Annotated in this window: 29 protein-coding genes and 1 pseudogene; 15 read left to right on the forward strand and 15 right to left on the reverse strand. The window is 70.8% G+C overall.

Annotation, left to right across the window (positions count from 1 at the left end; genetic code table 11):
• Positions 1-70: 70 nt before the first annotated feature.
• Positions 71-538 (reverse strand): potassium channel family protein, encoded by a 468-nt coding sequence (locus IH68_RS0117485; protein ID WP_030935994.1) that lies wholly within the window; start codon positions 536-538, stop codon positions 71-73.
• Between the two features lie 151 nt (positions 539-689).
• Here IH68_RS0117485 and IH68_RS0117490 point away from each other — a divergent pair, with 151 nt between their 5' ends.
• The 6 genes from IH68_RS0117490 to IH68_RS0117515 all read left to right on the forward strand — a co-directional run bounded on the left by IH68_RS0117490 (position 690) and on the right by IH68_RS0117515 (position 5911).
• Positions 690-932, forward strand: a complete 243-nt coding sequence (locus IH68_RS0117490; protein WP_234341404.1) for a hypothetical protein — start codon at positions 690-692, stop codon at positions 930-932.
• Between the two features lie 97 nt (positions 933-1029).
• Positions 1030-1860 (forward strand): hypothetical protein, encoded by an 831-nt coding sequence (locus IH68_RS0117495; RefSeq protein WP_030935998.1) that lies wholly within the window; start codon positions 1030-1032, stop codon positions 1858-1860.
• A gap of 113 nt (positions 1861-1973) precedes the next feature.
• Positions 1974-2783 carry an SAM-dependent methyltransferase gene (locus IH68_RS0117500; protein WP_030936000.1) on the forward strand — a complete coding sequence of 270 codons (810 nt, stop codon included), beginning with the start codon at positions 1974-1976 and terminating at the stop codon, positions 2781-2783.
• 39 nt (positions 2784-2822) lie between these two features.
• Positions 2823-4226, forward strand: a complete 1404-nt coding sequence (locus IH68_RS0117505) for a glutamine synthetase family protein (protein WP_030936001.1) — start codon at positions 2823-2825, stop codon at positions 4224-4226.
• 2 nt (positions 4227-4228) lie between these two features.
• Positions 4229-5359, forward strand: coding sequence for an amidohydrolase family protein (locus IH68_RS0117510; RefSeq protein ID WP_030936003.1), 1131 nt, complete (start codon positions 4229-4231; stop codon positions 5357-5359).
• Between the two features lie 15 nt (positions 5360-5374).
• The gene (locus IH68_RS0117515) at positions 5375-5911 is read left to right on the forward strand and encodes an NUDIX hydrolase family protein (protein WP_107057478.1); all 537 of its coding nucleotides are present in this window, start codon (positions 5375-5377) and stop codon (positions 5909-5911) included.
• On the opposite strand, the gene IH68_RS0117520 is transcribed toward IH68_RS0117515, so the two are convergent.
• From IH68_RS0117520 to IH68_RS0117530, 3 genes are all read right to left on the reverse strand, one after another.
• On the reverse strand, positions 5874-6704 hold the full coding sequence (locus tag IH68_RS0117520; RefSeq protein WP_030936009.1) for a DUF427 domain-containing protein: 831 nt from the start codon (positions 6702-6704) through the stop codon (positions 5874-5876). The genes IH68_RS0117515 and IH68_RS0117520 overlap by 38 nt on opposite strands.
• A 76-nt stretch (positions 6705-6780) precedes the next feature.
• Complete coding sequence (locus IH68_RS0117525) at positions 6781-7197, reverse strand: hypothetical protein (protein ID WP_159403687.1); 417 nt, start codon at positions 7195-7197, stop codon at positions 6781-6783.
• 40 nt (positions 7198-7237) lie between these two features.
• Positions 7238-7597 (reverse strand): hypothetical protein, encoded by a 360-nt coding sequence (locus tag IH68_RS0117530; RefSeq protein ID WP_030936014.1) that lies wholly within the window; start codon positions 7595-7597, stop codon positions 7238-7240.
• 68 nt (positions 7598-7665) lie between these two features.
• Between IH68_RS0117530 and IH68_RS0117535 the strand changes: the two genes are divergently transcribed.
• The 4 genes and pseudogenes from IH68_RS0117535 (at position 7666) to IH68_RS0117550 (ending at position 10723) form a co-directional block, all read left to right on the forward strand.
• A complete protein-coding gene (locus IH68_RS0117535) occupies positions 7666-8637 on the forward strand; it encodes a Clp protease N-terminal domain-containing protein (RefSeq protein WP_030936016.1) in 972 nt (323 codons plus the stop codon).
• A gap of 202 nt (positions 8638-8839) precedes the next feature.
• A pseudogene (locus IH68_RS0117540) lies at positions 8840-9793 on the forward strand (sigma-70 family RNA polymerase sigma factor); the annotation flags it as partial.
• Between the two features lie 64 nt (positions 9794-9857).
• A complete protein-coding gene (locus tag IH68_RS0117545) occupies positions 9858-10415 on the forward strand; it encodes a dihydrofolate reductase family protein (protein WP_030936021.1) in 558 nt (185 codons plus the stop codon).
• Positions 10412-10723, forward strand: a complete 312-nt coding sequence (locus tag IH68_RS0117550; protein ID WP_030936024.1) for an EthD family reductase — start codon at positions 10412-10414, stop codon at positions 10721-10723. The genes IH68_RS0117545 and IH68_RS0117550 overlap by 4 nt, the downstream gene beginning before the upstream one ends.
• A 21-nt stretch (positions 10724-10744) precedes the next feature.
• Here IH68_RS0117550 and IH68_RS0117555 read toward each other — a convergent pair whose 3' ends face one another.
• Together IH68_RS0117555 and IH68_RS0117560 are read right to left on the reverse strand one after the other, a co-directional pair.
• Positions 10745-11077, reverse strand: a complete 333-nt coding sequence (locus IH68_RS0117555; protein ID WP_030936029.1) for a DUF2218 domain-containing protein — start codon at positions 11075-11077, stop codon at positions 10745-10747.
• 50 nt (positions 11078-11127) lie between these two features.
• Entirely contained in the window at positions 11128-11859 is a 732-nt protein-coding gene (locus IH68_RS0117560; RefSeq protein WP_030936030.1) for a flavodoxin family protein, read from the reverse strand.
• Between the two features lie 176 nt (positions 11860-12035).
• On the opposite strand from IH68_RS0117560, the gene IH68_RS0117565 reads away from it, so the two are divergent.
• The gene (locus IH68_RS0117565) at positions 12036-12488 is read left to right on the forward strand and encodes an SRPBCC family protein (RefSeq protein WP_030936032.1); all 453 of its coding nucleotides are present in this window, start codon (positions 12036-12038) and stop codon (positions 12486-12488) included.
• Between the two features lie 8 nt (positions 12489-12496).
• Positions 12497-12826, forward strand: coding sequence for a TfoX/Sxy family protein (locus IH68_RS0117570; protein WP_030936035.1), 330 nt, complete (start codon positions 12497-12499; stop codon positions 12824-12826).
• Between the two features lie 12 nt (positions 12827-12838).
• Here the strand turns inward: IH68_RS0117570 and IH68_RS0117575 are convergent, their stop codons facing one another.
• The 4 genes from IH68_RS0117575 to IH68_RS0117590 form a co-directional block, all read right to left on the reverse strand.
• Positions 12839-13822, reverse strand: coding sequence for an aldo/keto reductase (locus IH68_RS0117575; RefSeq protein WP_030936038.1), 984 nt, complete (start codon positions 13820-13822; stop codon positions 12839-12841).
• Between the two features lie 90 nt (positions 13823-13912).
• The gene (locus IH68_RS0117580) at positions 13913-14575 is read right to left on the reverse strand and encodes an NUDIX domain-containing protein (RefSeq protein ID WP_030936039.1); all 663 of its coding nucleotides are present in this window, start codon (positions 14573-14575) and stop codon (positions 13913-13915) included.
• Positions 14576-14632: 57 nt separating this feature from the next.
• Positions 14633-16081, reverse strand: a complete 1449-nt coding sequence (locus IH68_RS0117585; protein ID WP_030936040.1) for an alpha-amylase family glycosyl hydrolase — start codon at positions 16079-16081, stop codon at positions 14633-14635.
• Complete coding sequence (locus tag IH68_RS0117590) at positions 16078-18813, reverse strand: MGH1-like glycoside hydrolase domain-containing protein (RefSeq protein ID WP_030936042.1); 2736 nt, start codon at positions 18811-18813, stop codon at positions 16078-16080. Before IH68_RS0117590 ends, IH68_RS0117585 begins: the two co-directional genes overlap by 4 nt.
• A 165-nt stretch (positions 18814-18978) precedes the next feature.
• On the opposite strand from IH68_RS0117590, the gene IH68_RS57135 reads away from it, so the two are divergent.
• The gene (locus IH68_RS57135) at positions 18979-19212 is read left to right on the forward strand and encodes an FAD-linked oxidase C-terminal domain-containing protein (protein WP_199931898.1); all 234 of its coding nucleotides are present in this window, start codon (positions 18979-18981) and stop codon (positions 19210-19212) included.
• On the opposite strand, the gene IH68_RS0117600 is transcribed toward IH68_RS57135, so the two are convergent.
• From IH68_RS0117600 to IH68_RS58040, 3 genes are all read right to left on the reverse strand, one after another.
• Positions 19155-20789 (reverse strand): serine/threonine-protein kinase, encoded by a 1635-nt coding sequence (locus tag IH68_RS0117600; RefSeq protein WP_030936046.1) that lies wholly within the window; start codon positions 20787-20789, stop codon positions 19155-19157. The two genes, IH68_RS57135 and IH68_RS0117600, sit on opposite strands and share 58 nt — an antisense overlap.
• Before the next feature lie 472 nt (positions 20790-21261).
• The gene (locus IH68_RS0117615) at positions 21262-22350 is read right to left on the reverse strand and encodes an FAD-dependent oxidoreductase (RefSeq protein ID WP_030936050.1); all 1089 of its coding nucleotides are present in this window, start codon (positions 22348-22350) and stop codon (positions 21262-21264) included.
• A complete protein-coding gene (locus IH68_RS58040) occupies positions 22347-22502 on the reverse strand; it encodes a hypothetical protein (protein ID WP_234341406.1) in 156 nt (51 codons plus the stop codon). The genes IH68_RS0117615 and IH68_RS58040 overlap by 4 nt, the downstream gene beginning before the upstream one ends.
• Positions 22503-22625: 123 nt before the next feature.
• Between IH68_RS58040 and IH68_RS0117625 the strand changes: the two genes are divergently transcribed.
• Complete coding sequence (locus IH68_RS0117625) at positions 22626-23189, forward strand: GntR family transcriptional regulator (protein WP_037884896.1); 564 nt, start codon at positions 22626-22628, stop codon at positions 23187-23189.
• Between the two features lie 19 nt (positions 23190-23208).
• On the opposite strand, the gene IH68_RS0117630 is transcribed toward IH68_RS0117625, so the two are convergent.
• Entirely contained in the window at positions 23209-23703 is a 495-nt protein-coding gene (locus IH68_RS0117630; protein WP_030936055.1) for a PaaI family thioesterase, read from the reverse strand.
• A gap of 100 nt (positions 23704-23803) precedes the next feature.
• On the opposite strand from IH68_RS0117630, the gene IH68_RS0117635 reads away from it, so the two are divergent.
• Entirely contained in the window at positions 23804-24271 is a 468-nt protein-coding gene (locus tag IH68_RS0117635; protein WP_030936057.1) for a winged helix-turn-helix transcriptional regulator, read from the forward strand.
• A gap of 49 nt (positions 24272-24320) precedes the next feature.
• Here IH68_RS0117635 and IH68_RS0117640 read toward each other — a convergent pair whose 3' ends face one another.
• Positions 24321-24869, reverse strand: a complete 549-nt coding sequence (locus IH68_RS0117640) for a DUF1062 domain-containing protein (RefSeq protein WP_030936060.1) — start codon at positions 24867-24869, stop codon at positions 24321-24323.
• Between the last annotated feature and the right edge of the window lie 40 nt (positions 24870-24909).

A 24909-nucleotide genomic window follows, 5' to 3' on the forward strand; every position in this document is an offset into this window, starting at 1 on the left:
GGACCGTACCTCAGGCGTCACAGAGGTCACACGGCAGGGTACTCACGGGTAGCAAGGCAGGCGCCTGCCTTCAATTCCGCTCGCCGCTCCCGGCCACCATCCGCTCCAGCCGGTCGAAGCGTTCATGCAGGGCATGGACGGTCTCCTCGCCCAACTCCTGTGCGTGCAGGGCGAGATGGTGGCGGCGCCGTTGCTCCCGTCCGACGAACCAGGTCGCGAGGGCCGCGGTGACCATGCCGTACGTGGTGATCCCTACGACCATCACGACGGCGCCGATGATGCGGCCGCCGAGGGTCACGGGATAGAAGTCGCCGTACCCGACGGTGGTCGCCGTCTCGATCGACCACCACAGCGCCTGCGGGTACGTCCGCAGGTTGGCGCGCGGTGCGCCGTGTTCAGCGACGACGACGGCCCACGAGCCGATCAGCATCACCACCCCCAGGACGGCCGTCGCCCCGCCCGCCGCCTTCAGATGCAGCGATCGGCCCTGCCGGCCGAGCAGCAACGCGACTGCCCTGGCCAGGAATCCGGGCAGCATGGTCACTCCTTGGGACACGTCGGCATGAGGTCAGTGTCACCGCGGGCGGGATTGCCGGCATGCCGGGCGGGGCGTTCGAGTTGCCGTGCGACGTGGCGCGTTGTGCGCTGGAGGGCATGTACTTCTCGTCACCGGGTGAAGGACCGGGGCCATGACGGCGGATCCCCCCTCGGTGCCGGAGACCTACGGCTTCGACTGCACGGACTGCGGCCACGCCTGGCGGGCCGTCTTCCAGCTCATGTTCTTCACCGACCCGATGGACTTCACGGGACTGACCACCCAGGAGTACGTCGACGAGGCCGGCCGGGCCGTGCGGTCGCCACTCGCTGACGCGGTCTGCCCGGAGTGCGGCGGGCGCAGGGTCCGCGTGCACGCGGAGCGGGGGACGCCTTGACGGCCCGCTCACCCGAACGGGCTTGTGTGCCTGGTGGGGCGGTAGGGCCGGTGGTGCGCTGAGGGGAGGTCCCCCAGCTGCTCCGGAGGCATCCGCAATGAGCCCTAGACCGTCCCCTCTCCTCGGTGTGTTCGCCTCGGCCGTGGCGGTGAGTGCGCTGCTGGCCACCGCGTCGTGCTCGGGCGAGGGAGGCGGCTCCCAGGCCTCCGACGCCGCCGCCTCACCCCTCGCGGCCCGTACGTCGGCCCCGGCCCCGACCCGCACGTCCGCCCCACCGCGTCTCACCCAGGCCGGAGCACAGGCCGCGCTCATCACCGAGGACGACCTGGAAGGCAACTGGAACCAGGTCAAGGGCGCCGCCGCCTGGGGCGACACCCTGCTCATCGGCAAGGTCGACGTCGCCCAGTTCATCACCGCCAAGGCCGACGCGGCCGACTGCCAGCGGCTCCTCGACGCGCTCTACGACGACGACCTGCTGGGCAAGCCGGCCGGCGCGTCCGCGCTGACCGGGTTCGAGCAGGGCGATTCCCGTCTCCTCCACCAGGTCGCCGCCTACAACCGCGTCCGGCTGAGTGCCGCGCTGGCCTGGCTCAAGACCCTGCCGGCCAAGTGCGACCAGTTCACCGCGACCGACGCCAAGGGCGGCAAGCGGACGGTCCAGGTGACCTCCGCCACGGTGCCCAAGCAGGGCGACGCCCGGCAGGGTCTGCACGTGACAGTGCAGGGCACCGCGAACGGCGAACCCGCCACCCTCACCCTGGACGTGGCCGCCGTACGCGTGGGCAGCGACGCGATCACCGTCACCGCCGGCGGCCTGGCCGGGGGCGCGCACGACTCGCTGGAGCCGGCGGTACGCAAGGGCGCCCAGCGGCTCAAGGACGTCCAGGCCGGCAAGACGCCCGCCGCCGGTCCCGGCCGGGCCGGCTGACGGCCGTTCAACCCGCCCATTCCGCACACCTGATCGGCCGATTCCCGGGACAGCGTGATCACCGGGCGGCACAATGGCGGCGACAGCCACAGGTGTTGAGAAGGAGCAGAGTTGTGAGTGAGAGCCACACCCCGGGCGGGTCGGCGAGGCTGAACACCGGTGTGGCGCACAACGCGCGCGTGTGGAACTACTGGATCGGCGGCAAGGACAACTACGAGGTCGACGCGCAGGTCGGCGAGCACGTCGCCGGGATGTTCCCGATCATCCGGGAGATCGCCCGCGCGGACCGCTGGTTCCTGGGCCGGGCGGTGCGGTTCCTGGCCGAGGAGCGCGGGGTGCGGCAGTTCCTGGACATCGGCACGGGGCTGCCGACGGCGGACAACACCCACCAGATCGCCCAGCGCATCGCACCCGACGCGCGGATCGTCTACGTCGACAACGATCCCATCGTGCTCGCCCACGCCCGCACCCTGCTGACGGGCACCCACGAGGGCGTCACCGACTACATCGACGCCGACGTCCACGACCCCGACGCCATCCTCGAACGCGCCTCCGGGACCCTCGACTTCACCAAACCGGTCGCGGTGATGATGCTGGGCATCCTCAACTTCGTACTGGACGCGGAGAAGGCGCGCGAGATCGTACGGAAGGTCATGGCCGCGATGCCCGCCGGCAGCTTCCTGGTCCTCACCCATCCCACCTTCGACGACGACCTGGGCGGCGCGGGCCAGATCCCGGCCATGAAGTTCTGGAACGAGAACGCCACCCCGCCGATCACCGCCCGCAGCGGCGAGGACATCGCGGCCTTCTTCGACGGCCTGGACCTCCTCGAGCCCGGCCTGGTGTCCTGCTCGCAGTGGCGCGCCGAGCCCGGATCGCCCGCCGTGGTACCGCAGTTCGGCGCGGTGGCCGTGAAACCCTGACGGAGCAGCCCTGACGGACGTGCCGAGCGTGGAGGACGTATGACGACCCTTGCCGATCCCGTCCCCGGCGGGCGCCCCGGTGACGTCGAGCGGGCCACCGCGCTCAGCGAAGAACTGTCCGGGCGGGGCGTGCACGGCATCGTCCTGGCCTATGTCGACACCGCGGGCGTAGGCCGGGTGAAGACGATCCCGACGGCCCGCCTCGCCTCGGCGGTGGCCTGGGGCGTCGGCATGTCGCCGGTGTTCGACACGTTCCTGGCGAACGACTCGATCGTCTCCACCGACGTCCTCGGCTCCCCGGACGGCGATCTGCGCCTCTACCCCGACCTCGGCCGACTCGTCGTCCTGGCCGGGCAGCCCGGCTGGGCCTGGGCTCCGGTCGACCGGATCACGCAGGAGGGCGAACCACATCCGGGCTGCAGCCGCACGATCCTGCGCCGCATGGTCTTGGCGGCCGCCGAACGGCACGGCCTCACCTTCAAGGCCGGCATCGAGATCGAATGGGCCGTCGGGCAGGGTCCGACGGAGGGCGGCGACTTCGTGCCCGCGACCTCGGGACCCGCGTACAGCGCCACGCGCCAGGTCGAACTGAGCGACTACACCGCCGACCTGCTGGCCGCGTTCGCCGCGCAGGGCGTGGACGTCGAACAGATCCATCCCGAGTACGCGGCCGGGCAGTTCGAGGTCTCGGTGGGCGCGCTCGACCCGGTGGCGGCAGCCGACCGGAGCGTGCTGGTACGGCAGACCATCCGGGCGGTGGCCCAGCGCCACGGGCTGGTGGTGTCCTTCGCCCCTGCGGTCTTCGCGCAGGGCGTCGGCAACGGCGGCCACATCCACCTCTCCGTCTGGCGCGACGGCGTCAACCTGCACTCCGGGGGCGAGGGCCGCTACGGCATGACCGCCGCCGCGGAGTCCTTCGCGGCCGGGGTGCTCGCCCGCCTCCCGGCCCTCACGGCCGTGACCGCCCCCAGCCCGGCGAGCTATCTGCGGCTCAAACCCTCCCAGTGGGCCGGGGTGTTCACCGCGTGGGGCCGCGAGACCCGCGAGGCGGCGGTGCGGGTCGTCACGGGCACGGCTGGCCTGCGCGACCAGGCCGCGAACCTGGAGGTCAAACCGGTCGACCTGGCCGCCAACCCCTACCTCGCCCTCACCTGCCTGCTCGCAGCCGGAGTGGAGGGCCTGACCTCGTCCACGCCCCTGCCCGAGGAGATCACCGGCGATCCGGCCGGTCTGGACCCCGCGGACGCGGCGGCCCGGGGCGTGCGCCGCCTGCCGACCTCACTCACCGAAGCCGTCGAGGAGTTCCGCAAGGACGAACGGCTGCGGGCCGCGCTCGGCCCGGTCCTCGCGGACGCCGTGATCGCCGTACGACAGGGGGAGATCGCGGCGGCGCACGGGCTGGACGACGAGCGGGTGGCGGCGGCGTACCGCTGGAAGTACTGACCATGGGCGGGCCGGTCCAGGAGGCGCTGGACGCATTGGAGTTGGTGGACCACCACTGCCACGGCCTCGTCGACGCCGACCTGACCCGGGAGGACTTCGAGGACCTGATCACCGAAGGCGCGGCCTGGCCCGGCATCTCCCCCTTCGACTCTCCCGTCGGCGTGGCGATCCGCCGCCACTGCGCCCCGCTGCTGGACCTGCCGCGCCATGCACCGCCCGATGAATACCTGGCCCGGCGGGCGGAGTTGGGCGCACACGAGGTGCATCGCCGCTTCCTCACCGCCGCGCGGACAAGCACCTTCTGCGTGGACACCGGCTACGCCCCAAAGCTCCTCACCACGCCCGCGGAACTGGCCGGGACCGCGGGCGGGACGGCGTACGAGGTCGTACGGCTGGAGGGCGTCGCCGAGGCGGTGGCGGCGCAGGGCGTGGAGCCCGACGACTACGGCGACGCCTTTCAGGCGGCCGCGCTGGAGGCCGTACAGCGGCCGGGCGTGGTGGCGGTGAAGTCCGTGGCCGCGTACCGCACCGGCTTCGACCTGGACCCGGCCCGCCCCTCCGACGCAGAGGTCACCGAGGCGGCCCGGCACTGGCCGGCGCGCGGCGGACGGCTGGACGATCCTGTCCTCGTACGGCACCTGCTGTGGACCGCGGTCGACCTCGGCCTCCCCCTCCAACTCCACACCGGCTTCGGCGACAACGACATCCGCCTGCACCGCGTCGACCCCAGCCATCTCACCGACTGGCTGCATCTGACCGCCGGCGCCATCCCGGTGCTGCTTCTGCACTGCTGGCCGTACCAGCGCCAGGCCGCCTACCTCGCCGCCGTGTTCGAGCACGTGTACCTGGACGTGGGCCTCACCCTGCACTACGTCGGCCCGGCGCGCGCCCGGGCGGTCCTGGAGGAGGCGATGGAGATCACGCCGTTCCGCAAGCTGCTGTACAGCTCCGACGCGTACGGTGTGGCGGAGTTCTACTGTCTGGGCGCGCTCTCCTTCCGCCGCGGTCTGGCCGGTCTGCTGCAGGACCGGGTGGACGCCGACGAACTGGGTCTGCCCGACGCGCTGCGGTTCGCCGAGTGGGCGGGAGCACACAATGCCAGCCGGGTCTACGGCCTTTCCGGCCCCTCCTGAAAGTATGATCAAGCAATGTCTGACATGACCGATACCACGCCGGGCTGGCTCAGCCCCGACGACCTCGAGCTGGCACGCGCCCGTATGCCGATCCTGTACGTCGAGGCCGTGCCCGTGCGCGTCGACGACAGCGGCGAAGTCACCAGCGTCGGCCTGTTGCTGCGCATCGGCCCGGACGGGACGGTCAGCCGGACCCTGGTCTCCGGTCGAGTCCTGCACCACGAGCGGGTCCGTGACGCCCTGCTGCGCCACCTGGAGAAGGACCTCGGCCCGGTGGCGCTGCCCCGGATCCCGGCCTCGCTGCAGCCCTTCACGGTCGCGGAGTACTTCCCGACGCTGGGTGTCACGCCGTACCACGACCCGCGCCAGCACGCGGTGTCCCTGGCCTACGTCGTCCCGGTCACCGGCGACTGCCGGCCCCGGCAGGACGCCCTGGACCTGGTGTGGTTCAGCCCGCAGGAGGCCGTCTCGGAAGCGGTGCAGAGCGAGATGCCGGGCGGGCACGGGGTGCTGCTCAGGCAGGCCCTCGCCCACGTCGGCTGCTCTGTTTGAGCATCGCGCTGAAGGGTGTGGCGGGGCGCTCCACGCGCTCCCCGTCCACGGTGATGTCGACGACCTCGTTGTAGAACGCGAGGAGTCCCTTGACCGGGCCCACGGCGGGCAGCGGCGCCGGGTAGCTCCAGACGATGTTCGGCGGTGCATCGGCCTCGCCCCGCACCGACCAGTACTGTGCCGTGCCCTTGTAGGGGCAGCCGGTGTGGTGCTCGGTGGGTTCGAGGAGGTCGAGGCGGACGTCCTCGGGCGGAATGTAGTAGCGGGTCGGCAGGCCGGTCTCGAAGAGCAGCACGGGCCGGTGGGTGTCGGCGACGAGCGTGCCGCCGACCGAGACCTGGACGTGCCGGCTGCTCGGGATGGCATCCACCCGCTTGTGCGGGTCGCGGGGGTGGATGAAGATCTCTTCCTCCTCCTCGTACCAGTGGTCCAGGCCACTGCCGCTGCGCCGGAACCACTCGAAGGCGATGTACTCGGCCAGGTCGGCGGCCGGGAAGGTCCAGGCGGCGTTCTCCAGCAGCTCGCCGTCGACCTCGAGGTCGTAGAAGATCCTGGATCCGGTGTGGGCGCCCGTCCGCGGGTTCTTCGCGGGGCGCAGGAGGTCCTCGCGTACGTCCGCGCGCGGGAAGGCGTACTGCGGTACGGGCAGCGAGGGCTCCCAGACGAGGACGGGACGCCGGCTGTCGACGACGGTGACCTCACCCTTGCGGCCCCGCACCCAGCGTTCACTGGGCTCCCACAGGAGGCCTTCGGGGGTGGTGCGCAGGGAACGTTCGGTGGGGAGTGCACTCATGACCGCTCTCCTTCGGCTCGTTCTGGACCAGAACCAGCTTCGCCGCATCGGCGCCGGGAAGCGAGGACCGGGTCGGTCAGGCGCGGGAGCGGCGGGAGAACTCGCACCACCGGTTGTCGCCGGGGTCGCCGAGTACGGTGCGGAGGGCGATCGAGTCCCCCCTGCGGACGTAGTCGAGGTCGTAGAACTCCTCGCCGATCTTCAGGTCGAAGGTCTGCGGGGTGGCCCCGGCCCCGGCGTACAGATACCAGGTCCCGTGGCCGGCCGGCAGGCGCTTCACGGTTCCGGAGACCAGTGCGTAGTCCACGGGGAAGTCCCTGACCGTGAAGCTGCGGTCCGCTTCGACCGTCAGCGTCGATCCGCAGTCGCTCGTCCAGCGACCCACGACGTCCGCCGCCGTCATGTGCGGCACCGCCTTCGGGGCGCCACCGCAGGCGCCGGCCAGCAGGGCGACTGCCGCGGCGCACAGGGCGCTCGCCGTTCGGTCTCTCACCACATCCCACTTCCTGTACTGGATCCGGCTCGCCAGGTGGTCACTTCCGCTCCAGCGCGGCCAGCCGCAGCTCGAGCTGGTCGACCCGGTGTCGTAGCAGGGTGACCTGGGCTTCCAGGCTGACTTCCCGCTCCGCCCGGCGCTGAATGCGCGGGGACGCGGCGGCTCGCTCGATCACGGCGTCCAGCTGGACCAGGCGCTGCGGCCCGTTCGGGCCGTCCACCAGCCGGGACTGGATCTCGCCGTTGCGGTACCAGGACCGCAGGGCCGAGCGGGAAACGCCGGTCTCCGCTTCGGCCTTGGCCAGTGTGACCCAGGGTTTCTCGTCCAGCTGCTCGAACAACTCCAGCTCGTTCTGCCAGCGTGCGAGCCGGTCCTCCCAGTCCGACGGTGACTCCATCACACCCTCCCTTCACCACGGTGACCCTATCAATATCAGTGTATTGACAGGGTTGAGACCATGGAGCCATGACTTTTGAGAGGTTCACAGTGAAGGCCCGCCGGGTGGTCGTCGCGGCCCAGGAGCAGGCGAGGCTCCTCAAGCACGACCACATCGGCACGGAGCACATCCTGTTGGGGCTGCTCGAAGTGCCGGACGGCATGGCGGCGAAGGTCCTGGACCAACTCGGATACGACAAGGAGACCGCGCAGGCCGACATCGCCGCGGTGGTCGAACCCGGCACGAAGGAACTGAGCGGCCACATCCCGTTCGCGCCGCGCGCGAAGAAGACGCTGGAACTCGCCCTGCGCGAGGCGCAGCAGCTGCACCACAACGACATCGGTACGGAACACATCCTGCTCGCCCTGGTCAGGGAGGGTGAGGGCGTCGGCGCGAAGGTGCTCGCCCAGCGGATCAGCCCGATCAGCAAGATCCGTACCGCGGTGCTGGCCTCCGTGGAAGGAGCGCAGGACGCCGCGGCCGGCCCATGGCCGGCCGGCACACCCGCCACCGAGGACACCGTGTCCACCGCGAGCGCACTGGCCGGTGGCGCACCGGTCGGCAGCCACCACCTGCTCGAGGCGATGCTGCGGGCGGAGAACAGCATGGCGGCCAGGGTGCTGCGGGAACTCGGGGTCGACCCGGACGCCGTCGCCGCCAAGATCGACGAACTGGATCCGGAGACGACCACGGACGCGAACCCGGAGGAAGCCGCCGCGCGCAGGATGGAGATCCGGCTGGTCGACGACGAGGTGCACCTGATCCTGCGGGACCCGGCATCGGTCGCGGCGGCCAAGAAGGTGACCGAGCTGTCCGGCGGCCCGATCCAGGGCGTCGGGCCGGTCGCCGGCCTGTTCGTCCCGCTGTGGCGGTCCGCCAACCAGGTGCTGCAGCGGATCCAGCGCACGCTGGAACCGGAGCCCGAAGAGGACGACGGATCCGCCGCGAGCAAGGTGGCCAAGGCCGTGCGCACGGTCCTCGCTCCCCGGCTGCGCCGGTGAACCGGCTGGTCGGTGGGCCGAGGCCCGGGTGAGCGCAACCATCTCCATCGTGTGAGCCGGCTAGGGCGGCGTGGCAGATGCCCGTGTGCTGCGCGTGCACGGGCATCAGCGCCGTGGTGTACGCACGTGATGCCTCGCGCGGCGCGCGCGGTCAGGGCAGCATGCTCGATCTGCACTTCGGGGCCGGGCCCGAGCCACGCCCGGCATGATGGCCCCCATGGACCTTGAGCCGTACCGGGGCGAGTTGGTGGCGTACTGCTATCGGATGGTGGGCTCGTTCCACGAGGCCGAGGATCTGGTGCAGGAGACGATGCTGCGGGCGTGGAAGGCCCGCGAGCGGTACGACGCCTCGCGCGCGTCGGTGCGGACCTGGCTGTACCGGATCGCGACCAACGTCTGTCTGACCGCGCTGGCGGGGCGGGCGCGGCGGCCCTTGCCGTCCGGGCTCGGGGCACCGAGCGAGGACCCTGGGGCGCCGCTCACGCCGGCCTTCGACATCCCGTGGCTGCAGCCGTTCCCCGACGCCAGGTACGACGTCGAGACCCGGGCCGATCTGCGGCTGGCGCTGGTGGCGGCGATGCAGCTGCTGCCGGCGCGGCAGCGGGCGGTGCTGGTGCTGCGGGAGGTGCTGGAGTTCAGTGCCGCGGAGGTCGCGGAGCAGCTCGGGACGACGGTCGCCGCCGTCAACAGCTCGCTGCAGCGGGCCCGGGCCGCGGTCGCCGAGGCGGGCGATCCGGGAGAGGTCCACGAGCCGGACGACGCCGAGGCGCGGGAGGTCGTCCGGCGGTACGCGCGGGCCTTCGAGGCGGCCGATGTCCCCGCCCTGGTGCGGCTGCTGACCGACGCGGCCGTCCTGGAGATGCCGCCGGTGCCGCTGTGGTACCGCGGCCGCCGCGACTACGGCCTGTTCATGGAGCGGGTCTTCGAGATGCGCGGAACGGGGTGGCTCACCCGGCAGCTCACCGCCGGCGGACAGCCCGCTCTCGCCGCCTACGCACGCACCCCGGACGGCGGGCACCGGCTGCACACGCTGCAGGTGTTCACGGTGGCCGGCGGGCAGGTCGCACGGAACGTGGTGTTCGCGGACCCGCGCGTCTTCGAAGCCTTCGACCTGCCCGGAGAGATTTCCTCGGACGACTTCGGCCGCGGGCGATGAGTCCGGGCGGTGGCGCCGGTACGTACCGGTGACCACCGATCGAGACATCCGAGAGGACATCGCCATGAGCGTCATCGTCATCGCATTCACCACCCTGGACGGCATCGTCTCCGATCCGGACGGCCGCGACGGCACACCCGGCGGCGGCTGGATGTTCCGGCACGGCCCCGAGGCGGTGGCCGGGGACAAGTTCCAGCTCGGGGCCGCCCTGGACGAGGGGGTCCTGCTGCTGGGCCGCACCACCTGGGAGGTGTTCTCCCAGCTGTGGCCGCACCGCGACGACCCGTTCTCCGCGCGTATGAACGCCGCCCGGAAACTCGTCGCCACCCGCACCCTCACCGACGTCTCCGCCTGGGAGAACTCGCAGATCCTCACGGGCGACCTGGTGGACGCGGTCAAGCAGGAGAAGCGTGATGTGGTCGTCGCCGGGAGCCTGAGCGTCGTCCGTGCACTGATGGCCGAGGACCTGGTCGACGAATACCGCCTGATCACCTTCCCCACGATTCTCGGCACCGGCGACCGCCTCTTCCCCGCGGACACCCCGCCCGTCCACCTCGAATGCGAGTCGGCGCAACAGACGGGCCCCACCGTCCTCACACGCTACCGGAGGACGGGGCGATGACAGCACGCTTTCTCGTCCTCTACGAGACTCCGCCCGACCCCGCGGCTTTCGACCGGCACTACCGCGAGGTCCACCTCCCGCTCGCCCGCAAACTGCCCGGGTTGCGCCGGTACACGCTCGGCCGCGAGGCCACCGCCGTGCGCGGGGGCGAACCGTGCCATCTGGTCACCGAGTTGGAGTGGGACACGATGGCAGAGCTGCGCGCCGCGTTCGCCTCCCCCGAGGGCCGCGCCTGCGCCGAGGACTCGGAGCGCCTGCAGGAGCTCGCGCCGGTGCGCAGCATGGTCTTCACCGTGGGCGAGGCCTGACGTCGCCCGTGGTCACGGAGGTCAGGCAGGGTCCTCCGTCCTGCGCTGGGTGGTGCCGGGGGCGCCGGTGTCGCGGTGCCATTCGACGACCAGTTCGTCCTTGGTGCCGAAGCGGACCAGGTGGCGGCCGACGACGTCCTCGAGCAGGTCGAGGTGCTCGGCGTCGGTCTCCACCGAGAGCAGCAGGGCTCCCTCGGTCGCGGTGAGGGAGCCCGTCCCGTTCTGGAAGACCAGCTTGCCCTCCCCCGCCTCCTCGTCCCAACTCGCCTGGCTGCGGCGGCCGAGGTGGGAGGCGAGCTGCTTGGCGTAGCGGTGCGGACGGTCGGTGCTGACGCGGGCTTGTGAACGGGGCATGGCGGACTCCGTGGGTTCGCGGTGGGGCGGCTGGAGTCGATGGTAGGGAATCAGCGGTGTTCGGGGTTCTCCGCGTCGAAGCGGCAGCCGGCGTCCCATTCGGAACGCTGGTTGCCGTGGGCCGGGATGCCCTTGGCGCGCTTCAGCATGGCTGCCAGATGCATCAGGTTCCAGGTCATGAACGTGGTGTTGCGGTTGGTGAAGTCGTTCTCCGGGCCGCCCGATCCGGGGTCCAGATACGAGGGTCCGGGCCCCGCCGCTCCGATCCAGCCGGCGTCGGCCTGCGGCGGGATCGTGTAGCCCAGGTGCTGGAGGCTGTAGAGGACGTTCATCGCGCAGTGCTTCACGCCGTCCTCGTTGCCGGTGATCAGACAGCCGCCGACCCGGCCGTAATAGGCGTACTGTCCGGCGGGGTTGAGCAGCGACGAACAGCTGTAGAGCCGCTCGATCACCTTCTTCGTCACCGAGCTGTTGTCGCCGAGCCAGATCGGCCCCGCGATGACCAGGATGTCCGCGGCCATCACCTGCTCGTACAGCGCGGGCCACTCGTCCGTCGCGAAACCGTGCTCGGTCATGTCGGGGTACACGCCGGGGGCGAGGTCGTGGTCGACGGCACGGACCTCGGACGTCGTGACCCCGCGCGACATCATGATCGCCGCGCTCTTGTCGATCAGCCCCTGGGTGTGGCTGACCTGGGGCGACGGCTTGAGTGTGCAGTTGATGAACAGGGCGCTGAGGTCGTCGAAGCGGTACGCGTCGTCGGTCGGGGGCGATGCGGTCATGAACGCACTCCTTCACAGGGGACCGCCGGGCGGGTGCCTGGGCGGGTCCGAGCCGCGGCTCAGCAGCAGCGTCCCGCCCCGGCGGCGATTTGTCCTGCTCTGGCGCGGTCGCGTAAGAGACCCGTCATATCGGTGTACGCCGCGCGTTCGCACTCCCACGCGGGGATCCTGGAGGCATGGCCGTCGACGTGTCCGTGGAACGCGTGCTTCCGCTGCCACCCGAGCGGGTGGCGGCGTACGCCATGGACTGGCGCCACGACACCGACTGGACCCAGGGCATTCGTACGGCCGAGCTGACCCGCGAGGCGGACGGGGGCGGCTTCGGCGTCGGTGCCGAGGTCACCCGGACGGCCTTCTTCCTCGGCCGGCGCATCGACTACGTGCTGCGCGTGGCCGCCTACGACTTCCCGCGGCTGCTGGACATGGTGTCGGTGGCGGGCCCGCTGCCCATGCATGTGACGTACTCCTTCGAGCCGGACCCGGCCGGCACCCTGGCCCGCATCCGGGCCCAGGGCGGCTCGGGCGGCTTCTACCGGCTGGCCGCGCCGCTCCTGGCCCGCCAGGTCCGCTCCTCCCTGCGCAAAGACCTCCGCGACCTCGAACGCAGACTCATGCAACGCACGGATTGAGGCTCCTCATGGCGTACGACGAAGGACTCGCCGAACGGATCCGGCAGCACCTGGGCGCCGATCCCGGCGTTGCCGAAAAGCGCATGTTCGGCGGCATCGCCTTCCTGCTGCACGGCAACATGGCCGTCGGCGTGACCGGCGACGACCTGATGGTCCGGGTCGGCCCCGACGCGACGGACGCCGCGCTGGCCCGGCCGGGTGCCCGTCTGTTCGACATGACGGGCCGCCCGATGCGCGGCTGGGTGGTCGTGGACTCGTCCGCCCTCGCCGAGGACGAGACGCTCGGCGAGTGGATCGGCGAGGGGTACGCCTTCGCCGCGGGGCTGCCGCCCAAGTGAAGGGGAGCAGTCTCAGTGCGCGGCGTCCAGCCGGGCCCGCTGCTCCGCCGTCAGGTCCAGGTCGACCGCGGCCAGGTTCTCCTCCAGTTGGGCGAGCGTCGAGGCACCGGCAAGCGGGACGACCGGGAGGTCTCCGCCCAACTGCCAGGCCAGCACGACCTGGTTGGCGGTGGCGCCGGTCTCGCGGGCGATCTCGTGCAGGACGGTGAGGCGGGCCGGGGTGCCGGGATGGTCGTAGTCCGACGGCAGCCGGTCGGGGTGCGTGTAGCTGCCCTTCAGGAGGGGTGAGTACGCGACCAGGGTCAGGGCCGGGTCGGCCCGGAGATACGTCCGCAGGTCGGGGCCCGCGTGGCCGAGGCTGCCGTCCGGGAACAAGTCGCTGGGTACGTCGGAGCGGGGGCGCAGGTAGCTGTGCTCGTACTGGAGGACCTCGTAGCCCGGCAGGCCGGCCGCGGCGGCGATCGCGCGGGCGCGCTCCACCCGCCAGGCGGCCTGGTTGCTGACGCCGAGCAGGCCGACCGTGCCCTCGGCGACCAGCTCCGCGAAGCCCTCGACCGTCTCGCGCTGGGGCACGGTGGGGTCGTCGATGTGGGCGTAGAGCAGGTCGAGCTTTTCGACGCCGAGGCGCTCGCGGCTGCGTTCGGCGGACTCGCGGATCACCTTCGCCGACAGACCCTCCGCGTTGTCGATATAGCTGGTGCCGGGGGCCAGCGGGCGGGCGCCCAGCTTGGTCGCGATGAAGATCTCGTCGCCGATGCCGCGGCTGCGCCGCCAGCGGCCGAGGAGTTCCTCGCTCTGGCCGCCCTGGCCGCCGTCGACCCAGAAGGCGTAGTTGTCGGACGTGTCGATGAAGTTGCCGCCGGCCTCGACGTACCGGTCGAGCAGGGCGAAGGACGTCTCCTCGTCCGTCCGCGAGCCGAACAGCATCGCGCCGAGCGCGAGCACGCTCACCTCGCGGCTGGTGTGCGGGTCCGTTCCGATGGTGCGGTACTGCATGCCGGGTCCTCCCGTTCGCGCCCGCGGTTTCGGGTACGAACGGGAGTCTTCAGCTTGAAGCGCACACGAAGTCAAGGGGCCCCGCGCGCACTACTTGCTGAACGGGCCCTCAAGCGCCGCCCACTGGAGCAGCATGATGGTCTTGGCGTCGTTGATCTCGCCGGTGCGGATCATCTCCAGGGCGCGCCGGAAGGGCAGTTCGACGATCTCGATGTCCTCGCCCTCCTCGTCGAGGCCGCCGCCCTCGTGGGTGCGGGTCGAGGGGCCGTAGGCGGCGGCGTAGAAGCTGACGCGTTCGGTGACCGAGCCCGGGCTCATGTAGACGTCGAAGACGTGCCGGACCTCGCCGATGGTGTGCCCGGTCTCCTCCACCACCTCGCGGCGGACGGCGAGTTCGGGGTGCTCGTCCTCGTCGTCGAGGAGTCCGCCCGGTGTTTCGACGAGCATGCCGTCGGGGTGTCCGTTGACGTACACCGGGAAGCGGAACTGCCTGGTGAGCAGCACGGTTTCGCGTTCGGCGTCGTAGAGCAGCATGGTGGCGCCGTTGCCGCGGTCGTGTGTCTCGCGCTGCTGGGTGGACCAGGTGCCGTCGGCGTGCCGGTAGTCGAAGGTGGTGGCGCGCTCGACGTACCAGTGGCTGGAGAGCAGTTTCACCTCGCGCACCTTCACGCGGGAGTTGCCGGTCAGGTCGAGTCCGGTGCGGTCCAGGCCGGTGCGGCCGCGGCGGTCCGGGGTGTCGATGCCGGCGGTCATCGCGGACCGCCGGCCGTGTGTGCGTAGGTCATGGTCGCTGTCTACCACGGCCGCCGGTCAGGTCGGGGTCAGCACGTGGGAGTGCCAGGCCGGCAGGTCGACGAACAGGCCCGGGGTGAGCAGGTGGTCGCCGTCGCGGTCGTAAGTCTGGTCCGTGAGCAGGTCGGTCAGTCGGCACGGGCGGCCGGCCAGGTCGGGCCAGGGCAGGGGCACCTGTCCCTGGGCGGGGGCGTCGGAGTAGTTGACGATCACGAGGTGGCGGGTGCCGGGGCCGGTCCAGCTCCAGGCGAGCAGGCCCCGGTGGGTGTCGTTGTCCGGCCAGCCGGTGGTGGTCAGCAGGCGCCAGTCGCCGTCGCGTACGGCGGCCGCGGCGGGGAGCAACTGACCGTAGAAGGCGCGGAGTTGCTCGTCGGGCGGTTCCTGTGGGCGGCGGGCGAGGAAGACCGGCGGGCGGACCTTGCGGCCCTCGAACTGGCCCTCGTGCCAGAGCGTCGCACCCGGCAGGGTGGCGACGGTGACGGCTGCGGCGCGCTCCTGCGCGCCCGGGATGGTGGCGGCGGCCCGCGGCTCGTCGTGGTTCTCCAGGAAGCGGACCAGGCCGCGCTGGTAGGTGAGGTCGGCCTGGAGGTGGGTGCGGGTGGATCCGGCGTCCTCGTGGAGGAGTCGGTCGTAGAGCCGCTTGTCGTAGCAGTGGTCGAAGCCCTGTTGCTGCAGGGCCCATTCGAGGTCCCAGTACGCCTCGGCGACGAAGAGGAGGTCCGGGTGGTGTGCGCGGACACGCGGGACGACGTACGGCCAGAAGTCGTCGGCGGGGAGCGGGCCCGCCCGGTCGCCCCAGGTCTTGGCGAAGACGTCGTTCATCAGCAGCATCGCCATGTCGCAGCGCACGCCGTCCGCCTGGTCGCCGATGGAGACGAGGGTGTCGACGGCCGCGGTGCGCAGGTCCTCGCTGAAGGCGTTGAGCTGGACGACGTCCGGCCAGGGTGCGAAGTACGGGTCGCGGCCGTTGGCGTAGATGTGTCCGTCGACGTCGAGGAAGGCCCCGGGTGACCGGTCCATGTCTTCGCGGGTGCCCTGGATCAGGCGCTCGGGGTGCTCGGTGAGCCAGGGGTGGTCGGGAGCCACGTGGTTCGGCACGTAGTCGAGGATCAACCGCATGCCCCGGGCGGCGAGTTGGGCGCGTGCCTCGGCCAGGCCGTCCGGGCCGCCGAGGGAGGGGTCGACGACGTAGTTCCGTACGCAGTAGGCGGAGCCGGCGATGTCCGTCCCGGTCAGGTCGGGCAGCGCCCGGCGGAACGACGCGAGCAGGGACTCGTCGCGCAGGGCGATAGCGAGGCCTGCCGGGCTGCGCTCCCAGACGCCCATCAGCCAGACGGTGTCGAGGCCGGGCCGGGCGACCTCGTCCCAGATCTCGGCTGGGACGTCGCCCAGGGTGACGCGGCGCCCGTACCGCGCGCTCAACTCACCCAGCCAGACAAGGGTGTTGATCTCGTAGATGACGGTCATGACAGGGGCTCCTCGTCGCCCGAGCCCTCGAACCGTCGGTCCACCGGGCGCAGGGACTCCCGGCCGCCGCGGTGCCAGTCGTCGGCGCTGATGGCGTGGAAGAGGGTGGCGGTGGCGGCCACCAGTCCGGTCCAACCGGTCTGGTGGGAGGCGCCCAGGCCCGCGCCGTTGTCGCCGTGGAAGTACTCGTAGAAGAGGATCAGGTCCTTCCAGTGGGGGTCCTTGGCGAACTTGGGCTGTGCGCCGTGGACCGGGCGGTGACCGTCCTCGCCGGTCAGGAAGGTGGCGGTGAGCCGGTCGGAGATCTCGCGGGCGACCTCGTAGAGGTTCAGCTGCCGTCCGGAACCGGTCGGGCACTCCACGGTGAAGCCCGGGCCGTGATAGCCGTGCAGGTTGAGCAGGGCGCGGATGAGGAGGAGGTTCATCGGGAACCAGACGGGGCCGCGCCAGTTGGAGTTGCCGCCGAACATGCCGGAGTCGGACTCGGCGGGCAGATAGCCGACACCGTACGTCCGGCCGTGCACGTCGAAGTGGTACGGGTGCTCGGCGTGGTAGCGGGAGAGGGACCGGATGCCGTGCGGGCCGAGGAACTCGTCCTCGTCGAGCATGCGGGCGAGGATGCGGCGCAGCCGGTCCTCGCCGAAGAGGGCGAACAGGTAGCGGCCGTTCTCGTCGGCCGTCCCCAGGTCGTGCTGTTGGACGACGGCCTCGACGGCCGGGTGGCGCCGGATGAACTCCTTTGCTCCCTCGACCAGTTCGGGGAAGGTACGGTCGGCGCGTCCGCCGATGACGCTGGTCGCCGCGAGCGGTATCAAGCCGACCAGGGACCGCACCTTCAACCGGGTGGCGCTGCCGTCGGGCAGTCGCAGCACGTCGTAGAAGAAGCCGTCCTCCTCGTCCCACAGGCTGGCGTTGTCCTTGCCGATGCGGTTCATGGCGACCGCGATCCAGGCGAAGTGTTCGAAGAGCATCTGCGCCTGCTCGACGTAGACGGGGTTGTCGACGGCGAGTTCGATGGCGATGTCGAGGAGGTTCTGGCAGTACAGCGCCATCCATGCCGTGCCGTCGGCCTGGTCGATGTGGCCGCCGGTGGGCAGGGGTGCGCTGCGGTCGAAGACGCCGATGTTGTCGAGGCCGAGGAAGCCGCCCTGGAAGACGTTGTTGCCGTCGACGTCCTTGCGATTGAGCCACCAGGTGAAGTTCTTCATCAGCTTCTGGAAGGCGTTCTCGAGGAAGGCGCGGTCGGCGTGGCCGGTGCGGTGCTTCTCGAGTTCGTAGACGAAGAGGACCGCCCACGCGTGCACGGGCGGGTTGACGTCGCCGAAGTTCCATTCGTACGCGGGGATCTGGCCGTTGGGATGGAGGTAGAGCCGGCGCAGCAGGAGCTCCAGCTGCCCCTTGGCGAAGCCGATGTCGACCATGGACAGGGCGAGGGTGTGGAAGGCGAGGTCCCAGGCCGCGAACCAGGGGTACTCCCAGGTGTCCGGCATCGACATGACCTCGTCGTTGACCATGTGGTACCAGGCGCTGTTGCGGATGCCGGGGTCGGCTGCAAGGGGGTCGACGCCGTGCTCGGCGAGCCAGCGCTCGACGTCGAGGTAGTAGTACTGCTTGCTCCACAGCATCCCGGCGAGTGCCTGGCGCACCAGGCGGCGCTCGTCCTCGCCCATGCCGTCGGGGACGACGTCCTCGTAGAAGGCGTCGGCCTCGGTCCGGCGGATGTCCATGGTGGCCGCGAACTCCGCCCAGGGCTCGCCGAGTTCGGAGTCCGTCAGCCGCAGCCGGAGGGTCGCGCTGTCACCGGCGGGGACGGTCAGGGTGTGGTGGAAGGCAGCCTTGGTGCCGGTCTGTGCGGGGTTGACGGCGCCGGTCTCACCGTGGACGACGCAGCGGTCGATGCCGTCCTTCACGTAGGGCGTGCTGTTCGGGCTGCCGAAGATGCGCTGGTTGTTGGTCTCGTTCTCGGTGAACAGGGCGGGGGCGTCGGTGTCGCAGTACAGCCATCGCGGGCCGAGTTCCTCGTGGTCGGCGCGGATGGCCTCCGCCGTCTTTGTGAGACTCGGTACGGCTGTGCCGCCCGCCCAGGACCAGGTGTGCCGGAACCAGAGCGTCGGCAGCAGGTGGAGGGTGGCCTCGTCGGGGCCGCGGTTGTGCGCGGTGATCTCGATCAGCAGGTCCTCCGGTCCTGCCTTGGCGTACTCGACGAAGACGTCGAAGTAGCGGTCCTCGTCGAAGATGCCGGTGTCGAGCAGCTCGTACTCGAAGTCGCGGCGACCGCGGGCCTTGTTGGTGTCGACGAGGTCGGCGTAGGGGAACTCGCCCTGCGGGTACTTGTACAGGTACTTCATGTACGAGTGGGTGGGCGTGCTGTCGAGATGGAAGTAGTACTCCTTGACGTCCTCGCCGTGATTGCCCTCGGCGTTGGTCAGGCCGAACATCCGCTCCTTGAGGATCGGGTCGCGGCCGTTCCACAGGGCCGGCGCGAAGCACAGCCGCTGCTTGTCGTCGCTGATGCCGGCGATGCCGTCCTCGCCCCAGCGGTAGGCGCGGGAGCGTGCCTGGTCGTGGGTGAAGTACGACCAGGCCTCACCGTCGGGGCTGTAGTCCTCCCGGACGGTGCCCCACTGACGCTCGCTGAGGTAGGGGCCCCAGCGGCGCCAGGCCACCCGGGACGCGTCGGCCTCCGCCAGCCGCCGCCGCTCGGCGCCCACCGTGCCCGTGTCCTCCACCATCGCCGCCTCCTCCGCCCAGCCCGGCATTGTTCCCAGACTCGGACGTCCTGGACGGGGCCGCAATGGGTGGGGGGCGGAGGGGGGACTTCCCTATGCGGAGGTGACGGCGGCCGCCGGTTCCGGCTCTGCGACCGGCGGATGCGTGAGGTCGTAGGCGCTCTCCGCGTGCAGGTGGACGTCGACGCGGCCTTTCTCGACCTGGCCGCGCCGGCCTGCTCAAACGGCAGCGCCGACGAGTTGGGGCCCGAGGCGCGTGCCCTTCAGCGGCGGATCACGGAGGCCTTCGATCCGTACGGGATTCTCAACCCGGGAAGAGCCTGTGCGCCGGATGCCGTGGAGGATCAGCTGTCGGCCGGCATCACTCTGTTGATCTTGCCCTTCGTGTTCGCCACCAGATAGCCCGTCTGGCCGTAGTCGTTACTGAGGTAGATCCTCATCCCGGTGGGAAAGCCGAAGGCGTTGCCGGGGAGGTCCAGCAACAGGTAGCGGGTGTTCGCCTTGGGCACCTTGAGTTTCCTCTTGGCCTGGACCAGCAGTGAGGGGACCTTGTCCCAGTCGAAGCCGTCCAGGCGGACGGGCGTCCCTTCGCTGGACAGTGTGCCTTTGATGATGTCCTTCTGTACGCCTTGGCCGGGGCTGTATGTGTACTCGTCGTACGCGGTCTCGCTGCCCTTCACCATCACCCTGGCCGAGACGTGCTCCGGGTAAACCGTCAGGTCGCCGAAGCGGTCCCGGCCGGTCTCCTTCTCGATGGCCGCGATCGCGGTGCGGATGCCCTGCGGGGTCAGCAGGTCGGTCGTGGGGGTCTGTTCCTCGGCCGTGGGGGAGGCGGTGGATCCGGCCGAGGGCGATGTCGTGGTGCCGGAGCCCGCGGACTGGGAGCCGTGGGTGCCGGAGCCCGTGGCCCCGGACGCATGCCTGCCCGACCCCGGCAGCAGGGTCCACACGAGTACGCCGGCGAGGGCAACTCCGACGGTGGGCAGCACGAGCAGCGTCCAGCGGCGGCGACGGGCAGGCACCGGGGTCGTCGGCGGGGCGTACTGCGGTGGGGCGTCCTGCGGCGAGGTGCCCCACGGTGGGACGGCCGGGGGTTGCAGGGGGAAGGACGTCGGGGTCTCGGTCTGAGTGCGCCGGGCCGCGTCGGCCAGCATCCGTTCCAGTTGCCTGGCGTCGGGGCGGGCCTGGGGATCGCGGACGAGGACGCGGGCGAGGAGGTCCGTGAGGGGACCGGCCTTGACCGGCGGCGGTATGTCGTCGGTGAGGACCGCGGCGAGGGTCGCAAGGGTCGTACCCCGGCGCAGTGGATGGTGGCCCTCGACGGCGACGTACAGCATCATCGCGAGCGACCAGAGGTCCGAGGCCGCGCCGCCGTCCTTGCCGGAGACACGCTCGGGTGCCATGTAGTCGGGGGTGCCGATGACCGAGCCGGTGGCGGTGAGGGCGGTGGCGTCGCGGATGGCGGCGATGCCGAAGTCGGTGAGAACCGGGCGGCCGTCGGGGCGCATCAGGACGTTGGCCGGTTTCACGTCGCGGTGTTCGATGCCGGCCTCGTGGGCGGCCCTCAGCGCGACCAGCACCTCGAGGCCGATGCGTGCCGCCTCGATCGGATCCATCGGGCCGAGGGCGAGACGGTCGGCCAGGGAGCCGCCGGTCACAAGTTCCATGACGATCCACGGGTAGGTCCCGGGGCCACCGTCGACGATGTGATGGATCGTCACCACGTTGGGATGGTCGACCCGGGCCAGTGCACGGGCCTCCCGCAGCACCCGCTCCCGCAGCAGCCGTGCGGCCTCCGGGTCGTACTCGGCGAGGCCGGGGTCGGACGGCCGTACCTCCTTGATGGCCACACTGCGGTGCAGCATCAGGTCGGTGGCCCGCCAGACCATGCCCATGCCGCCGCCACCGAGCCGTGCCACCAGCTCGAACCGTCCGTCGACAACCCGTCTCGCGGGGGTGTCTCTGCCATCGTCACTCATGCGCGGGAGCCTAATGGGCCCCGCCCTGACAGCCTCGCATCCAGCCCAGTGAGGGACCCCAGCGACTGTGCCGTTTCGGCGCACTCCGGGTGGCCCCGGCCTCAGCTCGGCTTGGCGGTGTCGGAGCCGGGGGTGGCCGTGGTGTCCTTCTTGGGCTCGTGCACGAAATACGTGGTGTTCGGGGGAAGGCTGATCGTGCGCTGCGGGCAGTTCCTGCCGCTGCCGCTGCAAGCCTCCCGGCCGGGCGCGAACGAGTAGGCCTCGCAACTGCCGCATGCCGTCGGGGCGGCTGCGGGTGACCGGGCCGGTATACAGGACTGTGATGTCGTCGGGGCTGTCGCTCTTGCCGGTCACGGAGATGTGATCGCGCCCGCGACCTCGCCTTGTCCGGACTGCGAAGATGCGCTCCAGGGCCTTGTCGTCGGAATGGTCGGATTCCTCTGCCGGGTGGCGTGCTCGGCCGTCGGCGCGTCTATGCCGTGCGCCCCAGCCGGAAGCGTGGATGGGCCTCGGCGCGGCCGGTCGCAAGGTCGGCGGCCATCGCGCCGATGAGCGGGGTGAACTTCGCGCCGTGTCCGGAGCACGGGGAGACGATGACGAAGGGGCCGTGACGGTCGAGGACGAAGTCCTCGTCGGGAGTGGTGGTGTAGAGGCAGGTGGCCTCGGCGACCGGGTCGGGGTCGAGGCCCGGGAGACGGTCGCGGACGAAGCCGCTGACCCGCGTCCGAGACGACGCATCGACGATCCCGCTGCGGGTGCGGGCGGTGGTGGGCGTGCCGCGGTCGTGTTCGGCGACCTTGAACGTGGGCAGCGGGCCGCCGTCGCTTCCCGACGGCAGGCCGTAGAGGTGCAGCTCGCCGTCCCAGATCAGGGTCGGCCACTGCACGGACGGATCCCGCTGCGGGAAGTGGAAGACCTGCTGCTGGGTGACCTCCAACGGCGGTAGCGGAACGGGAAGTTCGAGCTCGGGCAGCCAGGCACCGGCGGCGATCACCACGGTGTCCGCGCGGACCTCGCGCCCGTCGTCGGTGCGCAGCAGGACTCGCTCGCCGCCCTGGACGTCGAGGCCCGTGACACGTGTGCCGATGATCGCTTCCGCACCGTGCTCGATCGCCTGCCGGACACAGGCCGCCACCGTCTGGTCGGCGTCGACGACGCCCGCGTCCGGGTGGTGGAGCACGGGGCCCGTGATGCGGATGTAAGGCCAGCGCTCCGAGGCTTCCTCCGGGCCGAGGAGTTCATGGGGCACGCCGGCCGCGGAGAGGAGCTCGGCGATCGCCTTCGGGTCGCGCTCCTCCCCCATGTCGAGGCCACCGGTCCTGCGCAGCAAGGGAGTTGAGCTGTCGTTCTCCAGTTCCCGCCACTTCTCGTACGCCTGCCCGGTCAGCTGTACGTAGAAGGGGTCGGCGTACGCCCGTCGGACGATCCGTGAGCTGCCGTGCGAGCTGCCGTGCCGGTGGCCGATGTCGTACGCCTCGATCAGCGTGACCTCGTGGCCGCGCCGGGCGAGCTCCCAGGCGGTGGCCGCGCCCATCAGCCCGGCACCTACGACGGCGATCACGGACCCTCCCCGGAGATCCAGTTCGTGCCCGCGAGCGGGACGCGGGCCATGGCAGCGGATTCGATGGTAAGGGCAACCAGGTCCTCGGGCTCGAGATGCAACAGGTGGACCCAGCCGCAGGCACGGGCGAGGGTCTGGGCCTCCTTGGTCATCACACGGAGGTGGTTCGTCGGCCGGTGACCGGCCTCGACGGGGTCCGGGCGGGACGTGGAGCTCCTCGTCCCGGTTGGAGCTGCCGGCCGGGTCGCGGCAGTCAGGGTAGTCGTCGAGACGCGTTGTCGGAGACGTTCGGCGTCAGCCGCACCTCGATCCGCGAGGCGCTGAAGCAGCTGCAGGTCGAGGGGCTGGTGGAGGTGCGGCCCCGGGTCGGCACCTTCGTCGCCGTGGCGTCGCGGCGGGAGATCACCGAGTTGTTCCAGATGAAGGAACTGCTGGAGGGTGCCGCGGCGCGACTGCCGGCCTTCCGGGGCAATGTGCCCGAGGTGGAGCGCCTGGCCGAGAACATGCGCGAGCCCGACGAGGCCGTGCGCGAGGGAGATGCCGAGCGGTACGCGCCGCTGGTGCACGAGTTCCACGACCTGCTGGTCACCGGCGCAGACAGCACCAAGCTGGAGGCGCACCACCGCACGCTCATGAACCAGCCGGCCTACGCCCGCCTGGTCCAGACGTCGCTCTCCCAGCCGGGCCGGCTCAGCAAGTCCGACCACGAGCACCACCGCGTCCTCGACCTGATCCTGGCCAAGGACGGCGACGGGGCGGAGCGCGTGATGCGCGAGCACGTCCGCCGCAGCCACCAGGCCCTGATGGCCGGCATGGACGACCGGCAGCACCAGGGCTGAGAGGTACGGGAGTTGGACCTCAGGCGCCCGGCACCGGGAAGAGCATGCAGCTGCTGGTGGCGTGCGCGAGCAGGCGGTCCGCCGAGTCGAAGAGCTGTGCCTCGGCGAGTGCGGTGCGCCGGCCGCCGTTGATGACGCTGCCGACGGCGCGGACCTTGCCCGTGTCGGCGGTGATCGGGCGCAGGAACTTCACGGTCAGGTCGAGCGAGGTGTATCCCATGCCCGGCGGCAGGGTGGACTGGACGGCGCAGCCGGCCGCCGAGTCGAGCATCGTGGCGTAGATGCCGCCGTGGACGCTGCCGATGGGGTTGTAGTGCTCCTCACCGGGCTCCAGGGAGAACACCGCGTGGCCGTGGTCGACCTCTTCGATCGACATGCCCAGCGTGGCGGCGATCGGCGGCGCGGGCAGCCGGCCGGCGAGGATCTCGCGGAGGAAGTGCAGGCCGGAGCCCTGCCCGACGGCGCCCGCCGAGATCGCGGGGTCGTCCCAGTCGTACGTACGAGAGCGTTCCATGCGGCTGCGTCTCCTCGCTGACCCACTGACTATGTTTCTCGAAGCTAGCTCTGCGGTCAGCTGACTGTCAATGCAGAAGCCAGGTGGCTACGATGGCGGTATGAAGTGGCTCGAGATGAGCACCGAGAACTGCCCGATCCAGCGCAGCCTCAATCTGATCGGCGAGAAGTGGTCGCTGCTGCTCCTGCGTGACGCCTTCAACGGGGTGCGCCGTTTCGACGACTTCCGCCGCCATGTGGGGCTGTCGGAAGCGGTCCTCTCCGACCGCCTGCGCAAGCTGGTCGCGGCCGAGATCCTGCGGACGGTCCCTTACCAGGAGCAGGGCAGCCGGACGCGCTACGAGTACCGCCTCACGCCCAAGGGCCGCGATCTGTGGCCGGTCATGGTGGCACTGCGGCAGTGGGGCGAGGCGTACGTCGGGGATCCCGAGGGCCCGGTCCTGGAGATCCGGCACCGCGACTGCGGCGCGCCGGTGCGGGTCGTGGTCGAGTGCCCCGACGAGCACACCGAGCTCTCCCCGAGGGAGGTCACCGTGACGCCGGGGCCGGCGGCGCGACTGCAGGCCTGAGGGCCTGTCCGGCGGGTCTTGCCGGACAGGCCAGTGTGCCCAGACGGACTCAGCGCTTGAGCGTGAAGGTGAAGTCGCCGGAGAGCCTGCCGCTCAGCCGGACTGCCGAGACGAGCTTCCCGTCCGTGATCAGTCGCTCGACCTCGGCCCGCGGGAGACCACAACCGTCAGCGATCAGACGCACCGGCCGGACAGGAATCCGCGCCGCGAAGCGGACGGATACGTCGATCACCTCGCGGTCCAGGTGATCCGATCCGCCGGTGTCGAGGCGCCAGGCGTCGTCCCAGTCGAGGGCTGTGCGATTACGGCGCTGCAGGACCGGATCCTGGAGCAACTCAGCTGCCAGGTCGAGGTCGTTGGCATGCATCCGGTCCAGCAGCTCAGGTCGTATGGAGCGGACGTTCATCCGTTCCAGGACCGTGAGCTTCGCCGTGTCCCCGCAACGTGTACAGAGCACGAGGAGCCACGCGTCGAGGAGCTTGTGGTTTGCGTTGACCCGAAACTTGCCGTTGGCCCGGAAACGCTCGGACGTACACGCGGGGCAACGGCGGAGAACGGTCGGCAGGCAGGTGGGCATGACCACCCAGGTGTTGAGCACAGAAGTACACCGGTTTCAGTGAGAAGTCCGCAGCAAGAAG

It is taken from the genome of Streptomyces sp. NRRL S-646 (genome assembly GCF_000720765.1).
Lineage (GTDB): Bacteria > Actinomycetota > Actinomycetes > Streptomycetales > Streptomycetaceae > Streptomyces.

Coding starts and splice junctions, on each gene's coding strand:
- IH68_RS0117585 (WP_030936040.1), bottom strand. CDS start 16,081: ATGACCGTCATCTACGAGATCAACACCCTTGTCTGGCTGGGTGAGTTG.
- IH68_RS0117485 (WP_030935994.1), bottom strand. CDS start 538: ATGCTGCCCGGATTCCTGGCCAGGGCAGTCGCGTTGCTGCTCGGCCGG.
- IH68_RS0117515 (WP_107057478.1), top strand. CDS start 5,375: ATGTCTGACATGACCGATACCACGCCGGGCTGGCTCAGCCCCGACGAC.
- IH68_RS58040 (WP_234341406.1), bottom strand. CDS start 22,502: ATGACCAAGGAGGCCCAGACCCTCGCCCGTGCCTGCGGCTGGGTCCAC.
- IH68_RS0117630 (WP_030936055.1), bottom strand. CDS start 23,703: ATGGAACGCTCTCGTACGTACGACTGGGACGACCCCGCGATCTCGGCG.
- IH68_RS0117530 (WP_030936014.1), bottom strand. CDS start 7,597: ATGGAGTCACCGTCGGACTGGGAGGACCGGCTCGCACGCTGGCAGAAC.
- IH68_RS0117565 (WP_030936032.1), top strand. CDS start 12,036: ATGGCCGTCGACGTGTCCGTGGAACGCGTGCTTCCGCTGCCACCCGAG.
- IH68_RS0117545 (WP_030936021.1), top strand. CDS start 9,858: ATGAGCGTCATCGTCATCGCATTCACCACCCTGGACGGCATCGTCTCC.
- IH68_RS0117580 (WP_030936039.1), bottom strand. CDS start 14,575: ATGACCGCCGGCATCGACACCCCGGACCGCCGCGGCCGCACCGGCCTG.
- IH68_RS0117550 (WP_030936024.1), top strand. CDS start 10,412: ATGACAGCACGCTTTCTCGTCCTCTACGAGACTCCGCCCGACCCCGCG.
- IH68_RS0117590 (WP_030936042.1), bottom strand. CDS start 18,813: ATGGTGGAGGACACGGGCACGGTGGGCGCCGAGCGGCGGCGGCTGGCG.
- IH68_RS0117555 (WP_030936029.1), bottom strand. CDS start 11,077: ATGCCCCGTTCACAAGCCCGCGTCAGCACCGACCGTCCGCACCGCTAC.
- IH68_RS0117505 (WP_030936001.1), top strand. CDS start 2,823: ATGACGACCCTTGCCGATCCCGTCCCCGGCGGGCGCCCCGGTGACGTC.
- IH68_RS0117600 (WP_030936046.1), bottom strand. CDS start 20,789: ATGAGTGACGATGGCAGAGACACCCCCGCGAGACGGGTTGTCGACGGA.
- IH68_RS0117535 (WP_030936016.1), top strand. CDS start 7,666: ATGACTTTTGAGAGGTTCACAGTGAAGGCCCGCCGGGTGGTCGTCGCG.
- IH68_RS0117520 (WP_030936009.1), bottom strand. CDS start 6,704: ATGAGTGCACTCCCCACCGAACGTTCCCTGCGCACCACCCCCGAAGGC.
- IH68_RS0117635 (WP_030936057.1), top strand. CDS start 23,804: ATGAAGTGGCTCGAGATGAGCACCGAGAACTGCCCGATCCAGCGCAGC.
- IH68_RS0117575 (WP_030936038.1), bottom strand. CDS start 13,822: ATGCAGTACCGCACCATCGGAACGGACCCGCACACCAGCCGCGAGGTG.
- IH68_RS0117490 (WP_234341404.1), top strand. CDS start 690: ATGACGGCGGATCCCCCCTCGGTGCCGGAGACCTACGGCTTCGACTGC.
- IH68_RS0117570 (WP_030936035.1), top strand. CDS start 12,497: ATGGCGTACGACGAAGGACTCGCCGAACGGATCCGGCAGCACCTGGGC.
- IH68_RS0117495 (WP_030935998.1), top strand. CDS start 1,030: ATGAGCCCTAGACCGTCCCCTCTCCTCGGTGTGTTCGCCTCGGCCGTG.
- IH68_RS0117560 (WP_030936030.1), bottom strand. CDS start 11,859: ATGACCGCATCGCCCCCGACCGACGACGCGTACCGCTTCGACGACCTC.
- IH68_RS0117510 (WP_030936003.1), top strand. CDS start 4,229: ATGGGCGGGCCGGTCCAGGAGGCGCTGGACGCATTGGAGTTGGTGGAC.